We start from the raw sequence: 18,462 nt of genomic DNA on the forward strand, positions 1-18,462 counted from the left end.
CAGGTGATGGGCCACCTTTGTGTGTGCCGTCGCGGGGGGGGAGCGTCTACACCGGGTCGTTTTCCAGGGTATTGGGATACGGCACCGGGTTGGCGCGCCGCGTGCCACCGGTGGTGGGGGCAGCTGGCGATTCCTCTAGTGCTGCCTCTGCCTCTTCCGGGGAGATTTCTGGCGCCTCTTGTTGGACCTTTTCGCCGTTCAAGAAGGGCGTGAGGGCTTCTCGGATCATCGGCATCGCGGAATCAGCAAAGGCGTTGGTGATGTGGTGCATATCGCGGTAGACCATGGTGTTGCCGATGATGACCGGGCAATCGCCATTAGCATCGCAGAACCACGGCGCGGTATCGAGGGACAGCATGTTTTCGTACTGCGATAGAACAACGGCACCTGGATCGTAAGGTTGGTAAACCTGCTCAAACCGCATGCCGCAGCCCACAGAGTCCTCAGTGGCAACGTAGCACTCATCGAATTCGCGCGGCTCCCCGTCCTCATCGAATCCCCACGGGTTATCGCGGAAACCCAGGAAGGGGATATCGCGCTTGGATAGTTCTTCCCAAAAGGCTTGGTAGCCGGCGGGGACAGCATCTGGGCCATGCCCGAATTCGTTTTGCGGGCGGGTGGTATTGGAGATAACCAACTCTGGCTGGGCTTCGGCAATGCGGTCCATGACCAGTTCACCCCACTCGGCGCATTCGGGGCTGACCGTGACGTCATCGCCAAGCTCGATGGGGCAACCTTGGCGCAAGAGGGGAACCAGCTTGAAACCCATCTCTCGGCCGAGGCGGTCGAGGGCAGAGGAGTATTGCTCCGCGTGGGATCCTCCCACCAAATAGACTTCCTTTTCGGCAGTAGTGTCGCCGAAAATGCAGGGGGTCTTGCCGTCCCTGCGCGTTTCAAAGAAGAAATCAGCGGGCTGGCTATCGGGCACGAAGCACCAGTTTGCAGCAACCGGCGGCTGGATCCCTCTAGCCACGATAGGATCCGGTTTGATCTCTACTCCGTCCGGCGGGGTGATGTCATTGATGAACGTGGTAGCGCCGGGATATTGCTGGGGATTGAGCATTTCCGCGTCGGCGATATTAAGGGTGCGCAGCCACAGCGGCTGAATGAGAAGCAGCGCCGTGACGCAGCTGGCGACCACGACACCGCCGATGGCTCGACCGGCACCGGCACGAGTGGACAGACTGGAGACTGCCTTGTGGGCTGGAAGATCCTCTGCCAAGGGTCGCTTGCGGTGCTGGCGCAGGGGACGCTCGATGAAGCGATGCGTGATATCTGCAAGCAGCAGGGAGATGGCAATAATAATGATGCCCAGCCACCACGACGGGGTCTGCTGGCCCAAGTACGAGGTGGACAAAATAAGCAGCGGCCAGTGCCATAGATACAGTGGATAGGCGACATCGCCTAGCCAGCGCGCCTTTTTAGAGGCCATGGCCTTGGAGATCTTGCCGCCACCGCCCAAGATGATGAGTACGGCACCGCCCAAAGGCAAAAGCGAGAGCGGTCCTGGGTAGGCGGTGGTCTCTGCGATGATGGCGCCGGTAAAGACCAGCATGAAAAGGCCAAGGCCAGTAAACAGATCATAAAAACGCGCAGGAATCTTCCATGCAGAACCGTAGATGGCTAGAACCGCACCAAGGGTCAACTCCCAGGCGCGTGACCACGTGGAGTAGTAGTTTTCTGGAGTTCCGTGTAGCCCATGGCGCGAGGCATAGGCAAAGGAAATGATGGTCACCACGATGAGGATGGGGCCGGCGATTTGGTTGACCGTGGGGAAGCGGTTTGTGCGCAGTGAAGATTGCTGCGGGCGCCATTTCATTATCGCAGCCAGGATGAGGGCAAAGGCAATGCCCATCAGGTAGAACTGGCCCTGCACGGACATCGACCACATATGCTGCAGCGGGGAAGTATCGGCGGCGGCCGCAGTGTAGTCAGCGTGTTGGCGCGCCAGCTCCCAGTTCTGGTAGTACAGCATGGTTGCCGTAATTTGCTGGGTAAATTCAGTGCGCATGAGCTGCGGCGTGAAAAGGCGCACGAAGATATACGTCACACCGATGACCAAAACAAGGCTTGGTACCAAGCGGCGCAACGTGCGCCAGATTGGCCACCATGGGTTCAATGACGCGTTGGGCTTGCCGGCATAGCGCAGCTGTGAGCCTAAAAAGAAGTAACCGGAAAGCAGTAAAAAGACATCCACGCCGCCAGAGACACGACCGACAAAGACGTGGTAGATAACTACGAGGCCAATTGCGATACCGCGCAGACCATCGAGGTCATAGCGGTATCGAAAGTTGCGTGGAGAATCATTTGTCATAAAACGTCATTTCGTGCGCTTGCTCATGGGGAAACAAGCGTGGCGTACTTCTAAGCCTTCTGGGTCAAAGGTTTACGTTCGGCTAATAAGGGTACTCTTTAATGGTCTCGGAGGCATAACGAGGCAAGGTAGAATGCGGGAGACGCGGAGATTTTAAAATACTGCCTGCACACGCTAAAATGGTTCGGGTTATCGCAGTGGTGTGAACTGCTGACGATAATGAGACGTTTCATTCTGCGTAACACCGTTCCCGTCTACGGTCGGCCGGTACGTCACGCGCAGATAAAATCCAAGGGTTGAACCGGCGTGCTAAAAAGCGCGTGTCTGAACTGCCCAGTGACTAGAAAAGGAGCCATCATGGCTGTCAAAATTAAACTGCAGCGCGTAGGTAAGATCCGCGCCGCTGAATACCGCGTAGTTATCGCTGATGCTCGTACCCGCCGCAGCGGCAAGGTCATCGAGAACATTGGCATCTACCACCCGAAGGAAGAGCCTTCCCTCATCAAGATCGACTCCGAGCGCGCACAGCACTGGCTGTCCGTTGGTGCACAGCCTACCGAGCCTGTTTTGGCACTACTGAAGGTCACCGGTGACTGGCAGAAGCACAAGGGCCTGCCGGGCGCAGAAGGCACCTTGAAGGTTGCCGAAGAGAAGAAGTCCAAGCTGGACCTCTTCAACGAGGCACTGGCTGAGGCTAATAACGGCCCAACCATCGAGGCCATCACTGAAAAGAAGAAGGCCAAGGAAGAAGCAAAGAAGAAGAAGGAAGCTGAAGAGGCTGCTGCAGCTGAGGCTGCCGCTGCTGCTGCCGGCGAGGCAGACGCTGAAGCAGAAGCTTCTGAGGAGTCCGCAGAGTAATCTGCTCGGTCTCTAGCGCCCTTTACTGATTAGGGCGCTGTGCATAAGCTTCATCCCCCACCTGTCATCGTTGCCTTTATGCGCGATAACGAGTGGGGGATTTTGCGCGCTCGGCCAGCGCGCGGCCGCCACTGAGGCTAGTGGCTAGCGCTATTCAGAGCGTGGCCGCAATTCGGGGTAATTGGCGTATACATCGCCTGGATCTTTAAAATCCATCCCGCGCAAGCTGCCTGCGACGACGGGTTTGAATAGCTGATAGATTTCCTCCCGCGGCAGTTTAGACAGGGGCCCGTCAATGGCAAGTACGGTAAACCCGTGGACGGCGGACCAAGACAGCAAGCTATTGTGTAGGAAATACTCTTTATTGGGCGTTTGGCCTTGGGCTTGGGCGTGACGGGCCAAGAGATCGAAGTAGCGCTGAATCAGATTCAGGTGCTCGCTTTTTGGATCATCGGGAGTTGAGGGGTTTACGCCGAGCATAAAGCGAAGCGCCTTCCACTCCAACATGCAACGGAAGAAGTTCGTTTCATCCAAGGCAAATTCGAGGTAGGCATACCCAACCTGCACGAGGTGATCGGGGAAGGCGAGGACGCCAGCTTTATCGGTGGTGTGGTGAAGGCGGCGCACGAGCTCGTCGGTGGCTAGTTCGGCTACCTTATCGTGCAGTTCTTCCTGATCCTTAAAGTGCCGGTAGGCCGAGGTGGGGGACACTCCTGCCGCGCGGGTGACGGCGCGGATGGTAATAGCCTCTGGGCCTTTTTCCTTTCCTAATTGCACGGCGATCCGTAGCAGCTCGTCGTGGAGGTTTCCGTGGTGGTAAGGCTTGTTATGAGACTGCGATGTATCCAAAATCTGTCCTAACGGTGTGTGTATTCCAATTAGCCTGTAAGCATCGTTAAAAGCATTAGTGCCGGTTGCCCGTCTGACTGTTCTGTCGGTGAGTCCGAGTTCACATCCGGTAGGGGTGCGGCAACGCTATGCACTATATAGGCGGGTAAGTGCACAATGTTACCTGGGGCTAGTGCGACCGTGTTCTCCCCACAAGTGAAATTCACTTCGCCGCGTATCGCCTGCACGGTGATCGGATGGGCGGCTTTGTGATCTGGCAGGGATTGACCAGGGGCAAAACTGAAAAGGATCAGGTTTGCGCGCTCACCGTTTAAGACTCGCTTAACCCCAGGGCGCTCGCGTTCAGGATCGGTGGGAGGCGCCAAAGCCACCAGATCAAGGTCGGTCAAGGGGGAGTTCGGTGCCTCCTGATGCGCACTGCGAGGATCGGAGGACGGGTGGGAAGAGTCGTTCATGCTTCAAGCGTAATGCCTAAGAGCGAGATTGTGGGGAGCGCGGCAGGAAATAAGAGCAACTGGGTGTATGCGGTAAACTCTGCGCCATGGAATTGATGATTGGGCGCGTCATTAAGTCGCATGGGATCAAGGGAGAAGTGGTGGTAGAGCCCACCACCGATGAGCCTGAGGTGCGCTTTGCGGTAGGAGAAACACTGCGGGGAAGGCAGGGCCGCAAGGAGCACGAGTTGACTATCTCTGCGGTGCGCAGCCACAAGGGCAGGCTTTTGGTGACGTGCAAGGAAATTGCCGACCGCACGCAGGCGGAAAGCCTGCGCGGCACCCAATTTTTCGCTGCCCCATTAGAGAATGACGACGAGGGCTTTTATGACCACGAGCTCGAAGGCCTGCGCGTTATCCACGAGGGGGAAGACATCGGCTCTGTGACCTCCGTCGTGCACGGGCCTAGCCAAGACCTCTTAGAGGTTGAGCTGGCTTCGGGCAACTCCGCCTTGGTGCCCTTTGTCCATGCCATCGTCCCCGAGGTGGACTTGGAAGCCGGCTCGTGCACCATCCAACCCCCAGAAGGATTGTTGGATCTATGAGGCTCGATGTCGTGACCATCTTTCCGGAATACCTGCAGCCGCTGCGCCATGCCCTTTTAGGCAAGGCAATCGAGCAGGGCCGTCTTGAGGTGGGCGTGCACGATCTGCGGCAGTGGGCTACGGATGCTCATAAATCGGTCGATGACTCCCCCTTTGGTGGCGGCCCAGGAATGGTCATGAAACCTGAGGTATGGGGCCCTGCGCTTGACGATGTCGCACTCGGGACCACCGCCCCCACCCTCGATTCCTCCCTGCCGCACCTCAACCGCCCACGCCACGATGAATTAGAAGGTGTCGAAGCCCAGGCGTATGACGCTGAAGCGTCACAAGGCGAGCCAGATAGTGAGAACGAAGATGGCGAGCTTCCGCTGCTTCTGGTTCCCACCCCGGCTGGGGCGCCGTTTACCCAAGCGGATGCGCGGGCATGGTCCACTGAAGAGCACATTGTTTTTGCCTGTGGGCGTTACGAAGGCATCGACCAGCGCGTGGTTGAAGATGCAAAGAAGCGCTACCGCGTTCGGGAAGTATCCATCGGGGATTATGTGCTCATTGGCGGGGAGGTCGCCGTATTGGTGATCGCAGAAGCCGTAGTCCGCCTTATCCCCGGGGTATTGGGTAATAAGCGCTCGCATGAAGAGGATTCCTTTTCAGATGGCCTATTGGAAGGCCCGAGCTATACCAAACCGCGCGAGTGGCGCGGGCTTGCGGTGCCGGAGGTTTTGACTTCTGGAAATCATGGTCTGGTAGATCGGTGGCGCAGGGAACAAGCGTTGGAGCGCACGTGGCAGCGCCGCCCGGAGTTATTGGATCAGGTGGAATTGAGTAAGGCGGATAAGGCATTTGTAGCGCAATTGAGCGAGCGTGAACCGAAAGGCAAGGCACAGTAGTGCGGGTGAGCGTGGATCTTTCTGTGCTGATGAGCCAGGAAGAATGGGAAGAAAGCCTGGCTGGTATGCCGGAGAAACTGCGCGATGCTGGTTTTGTGCCGGTAAATATTTTTGCCACCGTAGTTTCCCCGTCGCCGCCGAAAGCTAGCCCATTGGCCCTGGAATATGAATTCAGCAATGGAACCGCAGCGGAGGGCACGCCGCTGTGGCGGGTCATCGTCAATGGCGATACCACAGCAGCCCTGCCCTCCGTCGCGCCGATGGTTGCTGAGTGCTTACCGCCCACCGCGGCGTGGTTGGGAAGTACAGAAATCGGGCATACCGAATTCGCGTGGTCGGCCGAGCCGGTGTGGAGTGCAGAATCCAGCGAAGAAAATTAAGAAAAATTCCCTGGAAAACTTGTATCGGTGCTGGGTAGTGCTACTGTAAGTGCAGCACACACTCGCTTTTTTACTTGCTCTCCAAGGACTCTCTCGCATGACTTCTCCCAATGGAAATGATTTTGGCGGATACAACCAACAGCCGCAGTACAACCAGTACCCCGCGTATTCTCAGCCGCAACAAAGCCGCGGGAATGGGGCCATGATTGCGGCGATCATTTTGGGAGTTGTGGCACTTCTTGCCATTGCCGCTGCGGCAGTCTTTTTCGTGCAGGGAAATGGCGATAATTCCAACGCCACCGCGCAGGAAACCCAATTTCAGCAAAAGGCGGACTCCACAAGCGTTGATGACAAGGACGACGAGAAGTCGTCGGGTAGTGAAGCTACCGTGACCAAGACTGAGCAGGCACCTGCGCCCGCCCCAGCACAGGCACCTGTAAGTAGCGGCAATGGGCACTCGTGGGGCGACTACACGAGCTATTACGCTGCCACCAGTAAAACGTCAGAGGCATTTGCAAAAAATGTCTACAACACCTTTATGAATAACTGGGTGTCCGGTGGCGGAACGGATGTCACCTTGAGCGTCTATTCACCGACTACCGGTGGTACCTATACGATGTACTGCTCCGGGAACTCCTCGCGGGTGAGCTGCTCTGGCGGCGATAGGGCCCAGGTAGTCATCCACTAAAATAGCGCGTCTTTTGCTCCTCTTCTTCCTGCTTGTAGCGTGCGGGAGAGAGAGGATTTTTGTGTGTCCGGCGGTGGCAGGCCGGGGCGGTGGACAAGGCATGCGGTAGATTGGGTGGGTCCCGTACCAAGCTTTGAAATAGAAGTGTGAGGAATCTACGTGAATATTGCGGCCACCATCGCGGCGGAGATCGGCGCTCAAGAAACCCAGGTTTCGACGGCGCTGAAGCTCCTTGCGGAGGGAAATACCGTGCCTTTCATTGCGCGCTATCGCAAGGAGGTCACGGGTGGTTTGGATGATGCCCAACTGCGCACCATCGAAGAGAGGGCCACCTACCTGCGCGAGCTAGAAGAGCGCAAAGAGACAATCCTTGCCGCCATCGATGAGCAGGGCAAGCTTAGCGATGACCTGCGCAGCCAGCTCCTTGCCTGCGATACCAAAGCCCGGCTTGAGGATTTGTATCTGCCGTATAAAAAGCGGCGCAAGACAAAGGCGGATATCGCGCGCGAAGCCGGCTTGGAAGAGCTGACCGACATATTGATTGCGCAGCCGCAGGCCCAGCCGGAGGAACTGGCACAGGGTTTTCTTACGGAAGGTTTCGCGGATACCAAGAAGGCGCTAGAGGGGGCGCGCTCCATTCTTATCGATCGCTTCGCGCTCGATGCAGACTTGGTAGGCAGTGTGCGCGAGCGCATGTTTAACCAGGGTGCCATGCAGGCGCAGGTGGTGGAAGGAAAGGAAGCCGAGGGGGCGAAGTTCAAGGATTACTTCGACTTCAACGAACCTTTTTCTTCGCTTCCTTCCCACCGCATTCTGGCACTCCTGCGCGGGGAGAACGAGGGAGTGCTGCAGCTGCACCTCGATGCCGGTGACGACGCCGACTACGAGAACCTCATCGCGGATCGGTTCGAGTTGGAACGCAGCTCCGCGTGGTTGGATAACGCCGTGCACTGGGGATGGCGCACCAAGCTGTATGTTTCTTCCAGTCTAGATGTGCGCATGCGCTTGAAAGAAGTAGCAGAAGAAGGCGCGCTCAAGGTCTTTGCCACGAACCTGCGCGATGTGCTGCTTGCCGCCCCCGCGGGCCAGCGCGCCACCATCGGCCTTGACCCGGGCTACCGCAACGGAACCAAATGCGCCGTGGTGGATAAAACGGGCAAGGTGCTCGATACCACCATCGTCTATCCCCATCAGCCGCAAAACCAGTGGTCGCAGGCGGTACAGACCCTGTCCACACTGTGCTCGCGGCACTCGGTTGACCTTATGGCCATCGGCAATGGCACTGCCTCCAGGGAAACAGAAAAGCTCGCGCACGAGATTGCTGACCTGCTCAAACAGGCTGGGGGTCAGCGGCCGACGCCCGTCGTGGTCTCCGAATCCGGCGCATCGGTCTACTCCGCATCGCAGCTGGCGGCGGAGGAATTCCCCGATATGGATGTCTCGCTGCGCGGGGCGGTCTCTATTGCCCGGCGCCTGCAGGATCCGCTGGCAGAGCTGGTGAAAATCGATCCTCAGGCCATCGGAGTGGGCCAGTATCAGCACGATGTGAACCAGACGTCGCTGGCCCGGACGTTGGATGGCGTGGTAGAAAGCGCCGTCAATGGCGTCGGCGTCGACCTCAATACGGCCTCGGCGCCGCTATTGGAGCGCGTGGCGGGTGTTAACCCCACCATCGCCGCCAATATCGTGGCCTACCGCGATGACAATGGCTCTTTTGCTACCCGCAAGGAGCTGAAGAAGGTGCCGCGCTTAGGCCCGAAGGCCTTTGAACAATCCGCCGGCTTCCTGCGCATTAATGGGGGAGCGGACCCGCTCGATGCGTCGGCGGTTCACCCCGAGGCCTATCCCATCGTGACAAGGATTGCGGAGCAGACGGGGCTGGGCATCGGCGAGCTCATTGACAATAACCGGGTGCTGGACAAGCTGGATCCCGCCGATTTTGCGGACGAGACCTTCGGTATCCCTACCGTGAGCGATATCATCGCCGAGCTAGATAAGCCGGGCCGCGATCCGCGCCCTGAGTTTAAGACCGCCACCTTTAAAGAAGGCGTACATAAGGTCTCTGACCTTACTCCGGGCATGGTTTTAGAGGGCACGGTCACCAACGTGGCGGCCTTTGGTGCGTTTGTCGATGTCGGCGTGCACCAAGATGGACTCGTCCATGTCTCTGCCATGAGCCATCAGTTCGTTTCTGATCCCCATGAGGTCGTGCGCTCTGGCCAGGTGGTCAAGGTCAAGGTGATGGAGGTTGACGTTGATCGCCAGCGCATCGGCCTGTCGCTGCGGCTGGATGATGAACCAGGCCAGCCTGCACGGAAGCGTCGCGGCGGCGATTCGCCGCGCGGATCCGGCAAACGCGGCGGTCAAAAGCCCTCGCGCGCAGCAGGGAAGAAGGGTGGCCGCAACTCCGATCGTGGAGGTTCCCGCGGGCGCCCGGCAGCCAAGGGGACCATTGCCGATGCCCTGAAGAAAGCCGGCTTCTAACTTCTCTGTGCAGTCGCCTACCGGCACCGCAGGGTGGGCCGCTGCCTGAGGCCGCGGTGGGGATAATATCCCCGCCAACCGCGCATGCGCCGAAAAATATGACCGCCACTTCGCAGTCGATGCGGACTCCCGCGCCTATTAATGGTAAGTTGGGCAAAACTAAGTAAATGGCGTCCTTCTTTTCCTGTTTCAGCGAGGCACTGCTGAGTAGAGCGGGGCAAGGGGGACGCTGAACTACTGCCATAAGGAGACAACTATGAGTCGTGCGGCCGATAGCGGTCAAGGTGCCGGGGACACCGCAGAGATGCCTTCGATAAGCGGCGAGGAACCCAAGGGTCGGGGAGTGCTGGGCTGGCACCGCCTCTTGGATTGGCGCCCGCGCAGCGCTTTGTCGCGGGTGCTTATCGTATTCCTCCTCGTTGCTCCCATCATCGTGGCCGGAACCATGATGTGGGCTATGTGGGATCCATCCAAGTACATGCGCAATATTGACCTTGCCGTGGTTAATGAAGATGCGGGCGTGGATAAGCAGGGCAAGCACACCAACTATGGCGACCAGGTGGTCAAGGGCTTGCTGGATACCGATTACCTCAACTTCTCTGAGGTCAATAAGAACGACGGCGATGAGGGCCTGGTCAAGGGCAAGTACTTGATGGTGGTGACGATCCCGAAGAACTTTTCCGAACAAGCCGTCACCATTATCAGCGAAAAGCCCGAAAAGCCTGAGATAAACTTCGCTACCAATGACTACTACGGCACGAATGGCTCAGTGATTTCCTCCAGCCTCATTCCGCAGGTGCAAACCAGCGTGGAAAACGCCATTTCCAAAAAGTACGCTGACCAGGTCATCGAAGGGCTTACTAAGTTGAGCGACGGCCTGAACAATGCCGCGGACGGCGCGGGGCGACTCGATGAGGGCGTCGGCAAGCTGCAAGAGGGCGGCGGGCGCGCGATTGACGGAATCAATAAGCTCGACAACGGTGCGGGAACGCTTAATAACGGCACGGCCGAGCTCCTCAACGGAACGACGCGGCTCAATGATGGCGTCGGCCAGTTGAATGATGGTGCGGGCCGGCTGAGCGATGGCGCCGCGCGCCTCGATGACGGTGCCACCCGGCTTGCCGATGGCTCCGATAAGCTCCTTGCCGGTACCGGCCGCCTCGCCGATGGTGCGGGCCAAATCGATGCCGGTGTCAATCAGCTCACGGGCATGCTCATCCCCGTGCTGAAACAAGCCCAAGCCGTGGTGCCTGGTCTTACCCAGCTGGTAGACATTTTGCGCGGGCTCGGCATGACCCAACAAGCAGACCAGCTTTATTCGCTCGTATCCAAGCTTGATCCCGCATCGAGTGGGAATTTGGTGGGGCAGCTGGAAAAACTTTCCGCAGGTACCGGCCAGCTGCACTACAACCTGTCCGATCCGCAATCGGAATATTTGGGCGGCCTTACCACCCTGAACGGCGGGGCACACCGCCTGTCTGATGGCATCAAGGAACTGCGCGGCGGAGTCGGGAAGCTTAGTGACGGTACCTCGCAGCTGCAGGACGGCGCGTCCCGCCTGCAGGATGGCGCATCTCGCCTCCACGATGGCACGGGCGCGCTTAAGGGGGGCACCGGCCGGCTGGCAGAAGGCGGAGCTGAGCTGAAGGGCGGCATGGATCGCCTCAAGGAAGGCTCTGGCGAACTATCCACGAAGCTTGCCGAAGGTGCAGCTAAAGCTCCCACCGTTTCCCGTCCTGAGGATTCCGCGCAAAACATGGCGGTACCCATCAACTTCACCGCATCCAATGTCCACCCCGTGCAAACGGTGGTAAACCCAGCGGACCCGACCGAGAAGAATATTACCGGCGGCGCCTCCATGCTCTTCGTACTCGTATTCGGCTTCCTCGTGATGCTGCTGCTGGCGATGACGCTGCCGTACTACATGGCGCGTAGGGGAGCCCGGATAACTAGCCCTGCCCGCAGCGTCTTCGGCGCCTTTGCCGCGCTGACCGGGCTGAACTTCCTCGTACTAGCGTTTATGGCCCTGATGTCTTCTACCCTGGGATGGCAGCCGGCAAGTTGGTCCATGATCGCGCTCGTACTTGCTGCGATATCCGCCGTAGGCGCTGCGACCTACCAGTTCTTCCTGGTTACCTTCGGGCGCAAGATTGGTTCGATCTTTGCCGCCGGCGCCTTCGCCCTGGGCGTCATGGTCTTTGGCGGGGTATGGCCGGTCGTGGCGATTCCGCGTGCGCTGAGCCTGCTGCACCCCTTCCATCCGATGTCCTACGCCAAGGATGCCTTTACCCGCGCCACCGATGGCATTCATGATGGAACGTTCTGGAGCGGGATTATCATCCTCTTTGGCATCACGGTGATTGCGGTGGGGGCCTCGTACCTCGTCTTCCGAGCACGGCACCTGGGCACGGCGAAGATCCTCGATGAGCACCATTCCCGCTTCCGCTCTCCCATGCCTGCCTAAGCTGCGCCCGGCCCGTTCGCCCCAGGTAGGGTAGTAAATCTGCGAAGCAGAGGAATTTGGAATTGGCCGGTTCCTATGGAAAGATAGTCCATCGTTCTATGTAACGGGCACGAACCGGTCAGGCTTCAAGCCGCCAGGGTCCTCTGTCCCAAACTGAAAAGGAATATTGGTATGACCAACATTATCGACAAGGTCGATGCAGCACAGCTGCGCGACGACATCCCGTCCTTCCGCCCCGGCGATACCCTCGACGTCAATGTCAAGGTTATTGAGGGCAACAACGAGCGTGCACAGCTCTTCAAGGGCATCTGCATCCGCCGCCAGGGCTCCGGTATCCGCGAGACCTTCACCGTGCGTAAGGTGTCCTTCGGTATCGGCGTAGAGCGTACCTTCCCGGTTCACTCCCCGAACCTCGAGTCCATCAAGGTCTCCCGCCGCGGCCGCGTCCGCCGTGCGAAGCTGTACTACCTGCGCGATCTGCGCGGCAAGAAGGCTCGCATCAAGGAGCGTCGCTAGTTCTAGCGCCGCTGCGCGCAGCGTTTCTCTCCCTTCCTTTCCCACATCCACAGTGCCGGGAAAGGGAGGGAGATTTTTATTGCGTTCTCTTCAAATCATTTCGATTTCCTGTGAATCGCCCCGCAGTCACGGGAGCCAATCCGTATTGCGGGCATGCAGTTGCTAGGATCTGACGGGTGAATAACGAAAGCATCTCGCAGGGCAAAGAAGCGGCCACAGAGAAGGTAGCCACGGAGAAAAAACAAATGCCGTGGTGGCTGGAGACTCTCGTGGTCGTCATTTCCGTGCTGGTGGTCGTGGGGCTATTCCAAAACTTCATTGGCCGCCAATACGTGATTCCCTCAGGATCCATGGAGCCGACACTGCACGGCTGTGAGGGATGCACAAATGACCGCATCTTTACAGAAAAGGTCTCCTACTACGGCGATAAGGGCCCAGAGCCAGGAGACGTTGTGGTCTTTAAGGGCACGGACGACTGGAACGGGAGTTACGTGTCTCCGCGCTCATCCAATTCCGTCATTCATGGCATCCAGGATGCGTTGAGCTTTATTTCCCTGGCACCGCCAGATGAAAATACCCTGGTCAAGCGCGTTATCGCCACCGGTGGGCAGACGGTGTCGTGCCAAGAGGGCGATCCCGCCGTCATGGTGGATGGCAAGCCCATCAACCAGGACTACGTACAGGATCCGCCGACCTACCCAGTGGATGAGTCGACCGGATCGGAAGCATGCGGCGGCCCGTATTTCGGCCCAGTGAAGGTGCCCGAAGAGAATATCTGGGTCATGGGGGATAACCGCACCGCGTCTGCTGATTCGCGCTACCACATGGGTGATAATTTCCACGGCACGATCCCCGTAGAGAATGTGCGCGGAAAGGTGCAGTTCGTATTCTGGCCGTTCAACCGCATTGGTGGGGTCGATGACCCAGACATCCAAAGCTAAGCCGCAACAACAGCGCCTGCGCACCCGCGATTTCCTCGCACCGGTCATAGGCGGCTTCGTGCTCTTAGTCCTACTGCAGGCTTTCGTCGGCCGGATATATGTCATTCCCTCCGCGTCGATGGAACCCACGCTGCATGGCTGTACTGGCTGCGATAATGACCGCATCGCGGTGCAGAAAATGAGCTATTATTTCCACGACCCAGATCCAGGCGATGTCGTGGTTTTTGAAGGACCCGAATCCTGGAATACCGAATTTGAAGTTCAGCGCTCCGAAAACGTGCTGGTGCGCGGTGCCCAAAATGCCCTTGCATCCGTGGGGCTTTTGCCCAATGGGGAAAATATCCTGGTCAAGCGCGTTATCGCCACCGAGGGCCAGACGGTCAAGTGCGAAGAGGGCGATTCCGCGGTGATGGTGGATGGTGAACCGATAGATCAGAGCTTCACGTTGGATCCTCCCGAGATTCCGGTGGATCCTGGCTCCGGCTCGCAGGCTTGTGGCGGCGAGTACTTTGGCCCCGTGACCGTCCCGGAAGGCAATATGTGGGTCATGGGGGATAACCGCACCAATTCCCTTGATTCCCGCGCGCACATCGGAGATCACCTGCAAGGCACCGTGCCGGTCGATAATGTGCGCGGCAAGGTAGAAGCCGTGGTCTTGCCCGTATCGCGCTTTGGTGGCATCGACGATCCGGATATCCAGAATGCGGCGGCTTAAACAGCAGCGCACCTTTGAGGTGGCGCTGGCCCGAACGGGGCTCGGCCCCGTCGCTGGGGTGGATGAAGCCGGCCGCGGTGCGTGCTGCGGCCCCATCACCATCGCCGCCTGCATCCTGCCCGAGCGCATCGTGGGAGAATTGGATACCTTAACCGATTCCAAGAAGCTCACGCCCCGCCAACGAGAAAAGCTCTTTCCCATCATTAAAGACAAGGCTGTGGACTGGGCGGTGGTCCATATTGCGGCAGGGGACATCGACAAGCGCGGCATCCAGCACGCGAATACCTCAGGCATGCGCAGGGCGGTAGCGCGCCTGGACAAGCGCCCGGGCTATGTGCTTTCCGATGCCCTCTATATCCCCGGCCTTACCCAACCTCACCTGCCCATTATTGGCGGGGATGCGGCGGCGCGATGCATCGCGGCGGCAAGCGTGTTGGCCAAGGTAAGCCGGGATCACCTCATGCGGGATCTGGATGAGCGTTTTCCGGGCTATGGCTTGGCTGGGCATAAGGGCTATGGCACCAAGGCGCACGAGGCCGCGATTGCCGCTTTGGGGGCGAGCCCAGAACACCGCATGAGCTACAGCAATGTGCAGCGCGCCCATGCCCAATTCACTGCGCGTGCCTAGCGAAAATTGTGGTTTCTGCGCGCTAAGCTAGGGCGAGCTATCCCATCTTTTGGAGGTCCACAGTGAGTGCAGAGGAACTCGAAAACTACGAGGCAGAGGTAGAGCTGTCCCTTTACCGCGAATATCGCGATGTCGTCAGCCAGTTTTCTTATGTCGTAGAAACCGAGCGTCGTTTCTACCTGGCCAATGCCGTAGAACTGATTCCCCATACCGCCGGGCCCGATGTGTACTACGAGGTGCGCATGTCCGATGCCTGGGTATGGGATATGTATCGTTCCGCGCGCTTTGTGCGCTACGTCCGCGTCATTACCTACAAGGACGTCAATATCGAGGAATTGGATAAGCCGGATTTCATCATGCCGGACTAGGGCTTAGCGCGCCTGTCAACTCGGCGCCCGCTGCATTCCGCCGCAGCTGTGGATAACTCTTCGTGATGTCGAAGTTATTCACAGCTGCGGCGGTTTTCTGGTTTTCGGGCTTGTAGCCTGCCCGCATCCTGCGGTGTTCTGTGCGTGCAGTACAAAACAGCACGAAAGAAAAGGAGACCGCACATGCAATTTGCATCAGATAAACACTTGGCCACGAAACGTCCTCGGCATAGACAACAGCTAGGCAAGCGGGGCGAATCATTCGCCGCGCGCTACCTCCGCCAGCGCGGATCCGAGATCATCGTCGCCAATGTTAGCTACCGCGTGGGAGAAATCGATCTGATCGCCCGCGAGCCAGATGGCACCATCGTCTTCGTCGAGGTGAAAACCCGCTCTACAGCGAGCTTTGGCATAGCTGAGGCCGTAACTCCACACAAGCTTTCGCGCATGCGCAGGGCCGCCGTCCAATGGTTAGATGGCAAGCCATTTTCCACAGTGCGCTTTGATGTCATAGCCCTCGTGGCCAAAGGCGAGGGCTTTGAGCTAGAACACTTTACGGGGGTCGAGGATGGCTCTCGGTAAATGTTTAGCAGTCTCCCTACACGGCGTGCTCGCCCGCGTTATCAACGTCGAAGCGAATGTGGGGCACGGGCTTCCCGGAATCCATGTGGTGGGGCATGCGGATACTGCGATATCTGAATCCCGCGACCGCATCAAGACCGCCGCCGCGAACTCCCGCCTGCCGTGGCCGAAAACCAAGGTCATCGTGTCCATGTCGCCGGCCTCTTTACCAAAATCAGGCTCCCACTTTGACCTGCCCATGGCCCTTGCGATTCTCGCCGCCCACGTAGAACAGCACGGCGCTGATTACGCGCGCTTCGTGCAGGCACCCAGCCGGGTTCTCGAAGAAACCTTGGTGCTCGGGGAACTGGGGCTGGACGGCACGGTTAGAGCAGTCCCCGGCATTATCCCAGCACTTCTTGCCGCCCGCGAGGAGGGCATTACTACGCTGGTTATTCCGCCAGGAAATGCCGCCGAGGCCACCCTCGTGCCCGATATGAATGTGCTGGTTGCAGCTACGCTCTTTGATGCCTTTGCGTGGGCGCTAGGAGAGCGCGACCTGCCCCGCGCGGCCGAGTGCTGCTCTGACCAGCCTGCAGCGGCGCCCGCACAGGAGCGGCTAGACTTCTGCGATATAGCCGGGCAACACCATGCCAAGTGGGCTGCAGAAGTCGCCGCCGCCGGTGGGCACCACCTGTTGATGATCGGCCCACCGGGTTCGGGAAAATCCATGATCGCCTCGCGCCTGCCCAGCATTCTTCCGGCGCTAAGCCCAGACCAGATGGTGGAAACCACTGCGGTCCACTCGCTGACGGGAACCCCTGGTGAAGTGGTGTCCCACGCACCCTTCATCGCCCCGCACTCTTCGGTCACCCGCGCAGCGCTCCTTGGTGGTGGAAGTGGCCATCCTCGCCCAGGTGCGGTGAGCCTGGCCCATAATGGGGTGCTCTTCCTCGATGAAGTCAGCGAGGTAAGCGCACCGGTCCTCGACGGCATGCGGGCGCCTTTAGAAGAAGGCCATGTCCGCCTAGCACGCGCGCAGCAAGAAATAGACTACCCGGCGCGTTTCCAGCTCATTATGGCCGCCAATCCCTGCCGGTGCGCTGCCGAGGATCCCTCTAAATGCACCTGCAATCCGCATGACCGGCTTAATTATCTATCGAACCTGTCTGGGCCCTTGCGTGACCGCTTGGACATGGTGGTCACCCTGTCTGGGCAGTCAGCCACCATTAACGCGGAGGGCGAAGAATCATCTTCTGCCATTGCTGAGCGCGTCGCCGCAGCCCGTGACCGCGCCCGGGCACGCTGGGCAGCTGATGACATTCCGGCACGCGTCAACGGCGCCGTGTCCTCGTCCTATTTGCGCCGACACCGCCCAGCTTCCGAGTCCGCGATGATCATGCTGTCTGCCTACTTAGCCGAAGGCGAGATTTCGCAGCGCGGTATCGACCGCATCCTGCGCGTGTCGTGGACCTTGGCCGATCTGCACGGAAGCTCTAGGCCGGATCTTGCGGAAGTGGGCCAAGCCCTCGACCTTCGCTCGAGCCAGACGGTGGGGAGGATTTCGGCATGAGTGAGCTTGATTTATCCACTCCACTTGCCACGTGGGTATATCTCAATCGCGTGGTTGAGGGCCCGTCTGCCTCCTTGCAGGCCTTGCTGGAGCACCATTCGGCGGAAGAGATTGCCCACGGGATTTATCACCGAGCCGATTGGATCGGGCCGCTTTTGGCCCGCACCGCCTCGCGGTTTGATTGTGTGCGGCAAAAAGAAGATCTCGCTGCGGCAGAGCGCGTAGGGGCGCGCTTGATTACGGCCGATAGCCCGGAGTGGCCGACAGAGGAATTCTCTTCCGCCTTCGGTTTCTACCAGAATGGCGCGGACGCGCCGGCCACATTCGATGAACAAGCAGTGCCGCCACATAGCTTGTGGGTACGCGGCTCAGCACTCAAACCCGAGGTAGGGCAGGCCGTAGGGATCGTGGGCACGCGCGCCATTTCGCGCTATGGGTGGCAGGCAACCCAAAGCGTGGTCTCAGGCCTGGTAAACCACGAATGGACGATCGTCTCCGGCGGCGCCTTGGGAGTAGATACGGTGGCGCATGAGACCGCCTTACACAATGCGGGGCGCACCGTTGCGGTAGCCGCATGCGGAATCGACAAGAATTATCCGGCCCGCAATGGTGGACTCTTCGATCAGATTGCCGATAATGGCTGCATCGTCTCCGAATTTGCCCCCGAGACAGCACCCAAGCGGCATCGCTTCCTTATTCGCAACCGCCTTGTTGCAGCGCTGAGCCAAGGAATCGTGGTCATGGAAGCCGCGTATCGTTCCGGCGCGCTTAATACCCTCAACTGGGCGGAAGCTTTAGGGCGCGTTGCCATGGCCGTGCCGGGACCAATTACGACGAGCGGCTCGCTCGGGTGCCACCAGCGCATCCAAGACGGGCGGGCCCAGTTGGTCGCCAGCGCCGATGAAGTTCGCGCCCTAGTCAGCCGCGCCGGGACGGTCGATCCGGAGGCGCAATATGAGATGAATTTTGCGGCGTCCTTAACGCAGCGGCTATCGCGGAATGAGTTACGTGTTTTTGATGCTACCCCGCCGCCGGGACGCCCTGCAGCCACCGCTGAAGATATTGCACGCGACGCGGGATTCCGCCTTCCTCTTACTATCCACTTATTGCTTACCCTAGAGAAAATGTGCGTGATCGTGCGGGAAGGAAATAACTGGGTTCGCTTAGAGATGGGCTGAAAAGGAAGTAAACTCATGG

General features: G+C 58.8%; 17 protein-coding genes. 15 read left to right on the top strand and 2 right to left on the bottom strand.

Translation table 11 applies throughout. From position 1 onward, the window contains the following. Window positions 1-46: 46 nt before the first annotated feature. Window positions 47-2,314, bottom strand: coding sequence for an acyltransferase family protein (locus ABRP64_RS01435; RefSeq protein WP_349865155.1), 2,268 nt, complete (start codon window positions 2,312-2,314; stop codon window positions 47-49). A 357-nt stretch (window positions 2,315-2,671) separates the two neighbouring features. On the opposite strand from ABRP64_RS01435, the gene rpsP reads away from it, so the two are divergent. Continuing rightward, the gene (gene rpsP, locus ABRP64_RS01440; RefSeq protein WP_005283672.1) at window positions 2,672-3,172 is read left to right on the top strand and encodes a 30S ribosomal protein S16; all 501 of its coding nucleotides are present in this window, start codon (window positions 2,672-2,674) and stop codon (window positions 3,170-3,172) included. 150 nt (window positions 3,173-3,322) lie between these two features. Here the strand turns inward: rpsP and ABRP64_RS01445 are convergent, their stop codons facing one another. Beyond that, window positions 3,323-4,021, bottom strand: coding sequence for a TetR/AcrR family transcriptional regulator (locus ABRP64_RS01445; RefSeq protein ID WP_349865157.1), 699 nt, complete (start codon window positions 4,019-4,021; stop codon window positions 3,323-3,325). A 541-nt stretch (window positions 4,022-4,562) separates the two neighbouring features. Between ABRP64_RS01445 and rimM the strand changes: the two genes are divergently transcribed. From rimM to dprA, 14 genes are all read left to right on the top strand, one after another. Beyond that, complete coding sequence (gene rimM, locus ABRP64_RS01450; protein WP_284782180.1) at window positions 4,563-5,060, top strand: ribosome maturation factor RimM; 498 nt, start codon at window positions 4,563-4,565, stop codon at window positions 5,058-5,060. Next, window positions 5,057-5,947, top strand: a complete 891-nt coding sequence (trmD, locus tag ABRP64_RS01455) for a tRNA (guanosine(37)-N1)-methyltransferase TrmD (protein ID WP_284864398.1) — start codon at window positions 5,057-5,059, stop codon at window positions 5,945-5,947. Before rimM ends, trmD begins: the two co-directional genes overlap by 4 nt. 5 nt (window positions 5,948-5,952) lie before the next feature. Then, entirely contained in the window at window positions 5,953-6,327 is a 375-nt protein-coding gene (locus ABRP64_RS01460; RefSeq protein ID WP_349857040.1) for a hypothetical protein, read from the top strand. Between the two features lie 97 nt (window positions 6,328-6,424). Continuing rightward, entirely contained in the window at window positions 6,425-7,015 is a 591-nt protein-coding gene (locus tag ABRP64_RS01465; RefSeq protein ID WP_284782175.1) for a hypothetical protein, read from the top strand. Between the two features lie 159 nt (window positions 7,016-7,174). Beyond that, on the top strand, window positions 7,175-9,499 hold the full coding sequence (locus ABRP64_RS01470) for a Tex family protein (RefSeq protein ID WP_349865159.1): 2,325 nt from the start codon (window positions 7,175-7,177) through the stop codon (window positions 9,497-9,499). A 256-nt stretch (window positions 9,500-9,755) separates the two neighbouring features. Continuing rightward, on the top strand, window positions 9,756-11,963 hold the full coding sequence (locus tag ABRP64_RS01475; RefSeq protein ID WP_349865161.1) for a YhgE/Pip family protein: 2,208 nt from the start codon (window positions 9,756-9,758) through the stop codon (window positions 11,961-11,963). Between the two features lie 171 nt (window positions 11,964-12,134). Continuing rightward, window positions 12,135-12,479: a 50S ribosomal protein L19 gene (gene rplS, locus ABRP64_RS01480; RefSeq protein WP_005278655.1), complete on the top strand. Its 345-nt coding sequence runs from the start codon at window positions 12,135-12,137 to the stop codon at window positions 12,477-12,479. A gap of 245 nt (window positions 12,480-12,724) precedes the next feature. Beyond that, window positions 12,725-13,420, top strand: coding sequence for a signal peptidase I (lepB, locus tag ABRP64_RS01485; RefSeq protein ID WP_284782257.1), 696 nt, complete (start codon window positions 12,725-12,727; stop codon window positions 13,418-13,420). Beyond that, window positions 13,398-14,135 (top strand): signal peptidase I, encoded by a 738-nt coding sequence (lepB, locus tag ABRP64_RS01490; RefSeq protein WP_284864395.1) that lies wholly within the window; start codon window positions 13,398-13,400, stop codon window positions 14,133-14,135. The genes lepB (ABRP64_RS01485) and lepB (ABRP64_RS01490) overlap by 23 nt, the downstream gene beginning before the upstream one ends. Then, complete coding sequence (locus ABRP64_RS01495; RefSeq protein ID WP_284864433.1) at window positions 14,113-14,763, top strand: ribonuclease HII; 651 nt, start codon at window positions 14,113-14,115, stop codon at window positions 14,761-14,763. Before lepB (ABRP64_RS01490) ends, ABRP64_RS01495 begins: the two co-directional genes overlap by 23 nt. A gap of 62 nt (window positions 14,764-14,825) precedes the next feature. Then, window positions 14,826-15,131, top strand: coding sequence for a DUF2469 domain-containing protein (locus tag ABRP64_RS01500; protein ID WP_005278666.1), 306 nt, complete (start codon window positions 14,826-14,828; stop codon window positions 15,129-15,131). 183 nt (window positions 15,132-15,314) lie between these two features. Next, window positions 15,315-15,713: a YraN family protein gene (locus ABRP64_RS01505; RefSeq protein WP_349865163.1), complete on the top strand. Its 399-nt coding sequence runs from the start codon at window positions 15,315-15,317 to the stop codon at window positions 15,711-15,713. Beyond that, complete coding sequence (locus tag ABRP64_RS01510) at window positions 15,700-17,265, top strand: YifB family Mg chelatase-like AAA ATPase (protein ID WP_284864393.1); 1,566 nt, start codon at window positions 15,700-15,702, stop codon at window positions 17,263-17,265. Before ABRP64_RS01505 ends, ABRP64_RS01510 begins: the two co-directional genes overlap by 14 nt. Beyond that, window positions 17,262-18,443, top strand: a complete 1,182-nt coding sequence (dprA, locus tag ABRP64_RS01515; RefSeq protein WP_349865165.1) for a DNA-processing protein DprA — start codon at window positions 17,262-17,264, stop codon at window positions 18,441-18,443. Before ABRP64_RS01510 ends, dprA begins: the two co-directional genes overlap by 4 nt. The last annotated feature ends 19 nt before the right edge of the window (window positions 18,444-18,462 follow it).

Source organism: Corynebacterium sp. KPL4015, from assembly GCF_040225725.1.
Taxonomy (GTDB): Bacteria; Actinomycetota; Actinomycetes; order Mycobacteriales; family Mycobacteriaceae; genus Corynebacterium; species Corynebacterium rhinophilum.

Bases quoted from the DNA above. Each gene is read 5' to 3' on its own strand.
- ABRP64_RS01435 (WP_349865155.1), bottom strand. From the start codon at position 2,314: ATGACAAATGATTCTCCACGCAACTTTCGATACCGCTATGACCTCGAT.
- rpsP (WP_005283672.1), top strand. From the start codon at position 2,672: ATGGCTGTCAAAATTAAACTGCAGCGCGTAGGTAAGATCCGCGCCGCT.
- rimM (WP_284782180.1), top strand. From the start codon at position 4,563: ATGGAATTGATGATTGGGCGCGTCATTAAGTCGCATGGGATCAAGGGA.
- trmD (WP_284864398.1), top strand. From the start codon at position 5,057: ATGAGGCTCGATGTCGTGACCATCTTTCCGGAATACCTGCAGCCGCTG.
- ABRP64_RS01465 (WP_284782175.1), top strand. From the start codon at position 6,425: ATGACTTCTCCCAATGGAAATGATTTTGGCGGATACAACCAACAGCCG.
- ABRP64_RS01475 (WP_349865161.1), top strand. From the start codon at position 9,756: ATGAGTCGTGCGGCCGATAGCGGTCAAGGTGCCGGGGACACCGCAGAG.
- rplS (WP_005278655.1), top strand. From the start codon at position 12,135: ATGACCAACATTATCGACAAGGTCGATGCAGCACAGCTGCGCGACGAC.
- lepB (WP_284782257.1), top strand. From the start codon at position 12,725: ATGCCGTGGTGGCTGGAGACTCTCGTGGTCGTCATTTCCGTGCTGGTG.
- lepB (WP_284864395.1), top strand. From the start codon at position 13,398: ATGACCCAGACATCCAAAGCTAAGCCGCAACAACAGCGCCTGCGCACC.
- ABRP64_RS01505 (WP_349865163.1), top strand. From the start codon at position 15,315: ATGCAATTTGCATCAGATAAACACTTGGCCACGAAACGTCCTCGGCAT.
- ABRP64_RS01510 (WP_284864393.1), top strand. From the start codon at position 15,700: ATGGCTCTCGGTAAATGTTTAGCAGTCTCCCTACACGGCGTGCTCGCC.
- dprA (WP_349865165.1), top strand. From the start codon at position 17,262: ATGAGTGAGCTTGATTTATCCACTCCACTTGCCACGTGGGTATATCTC.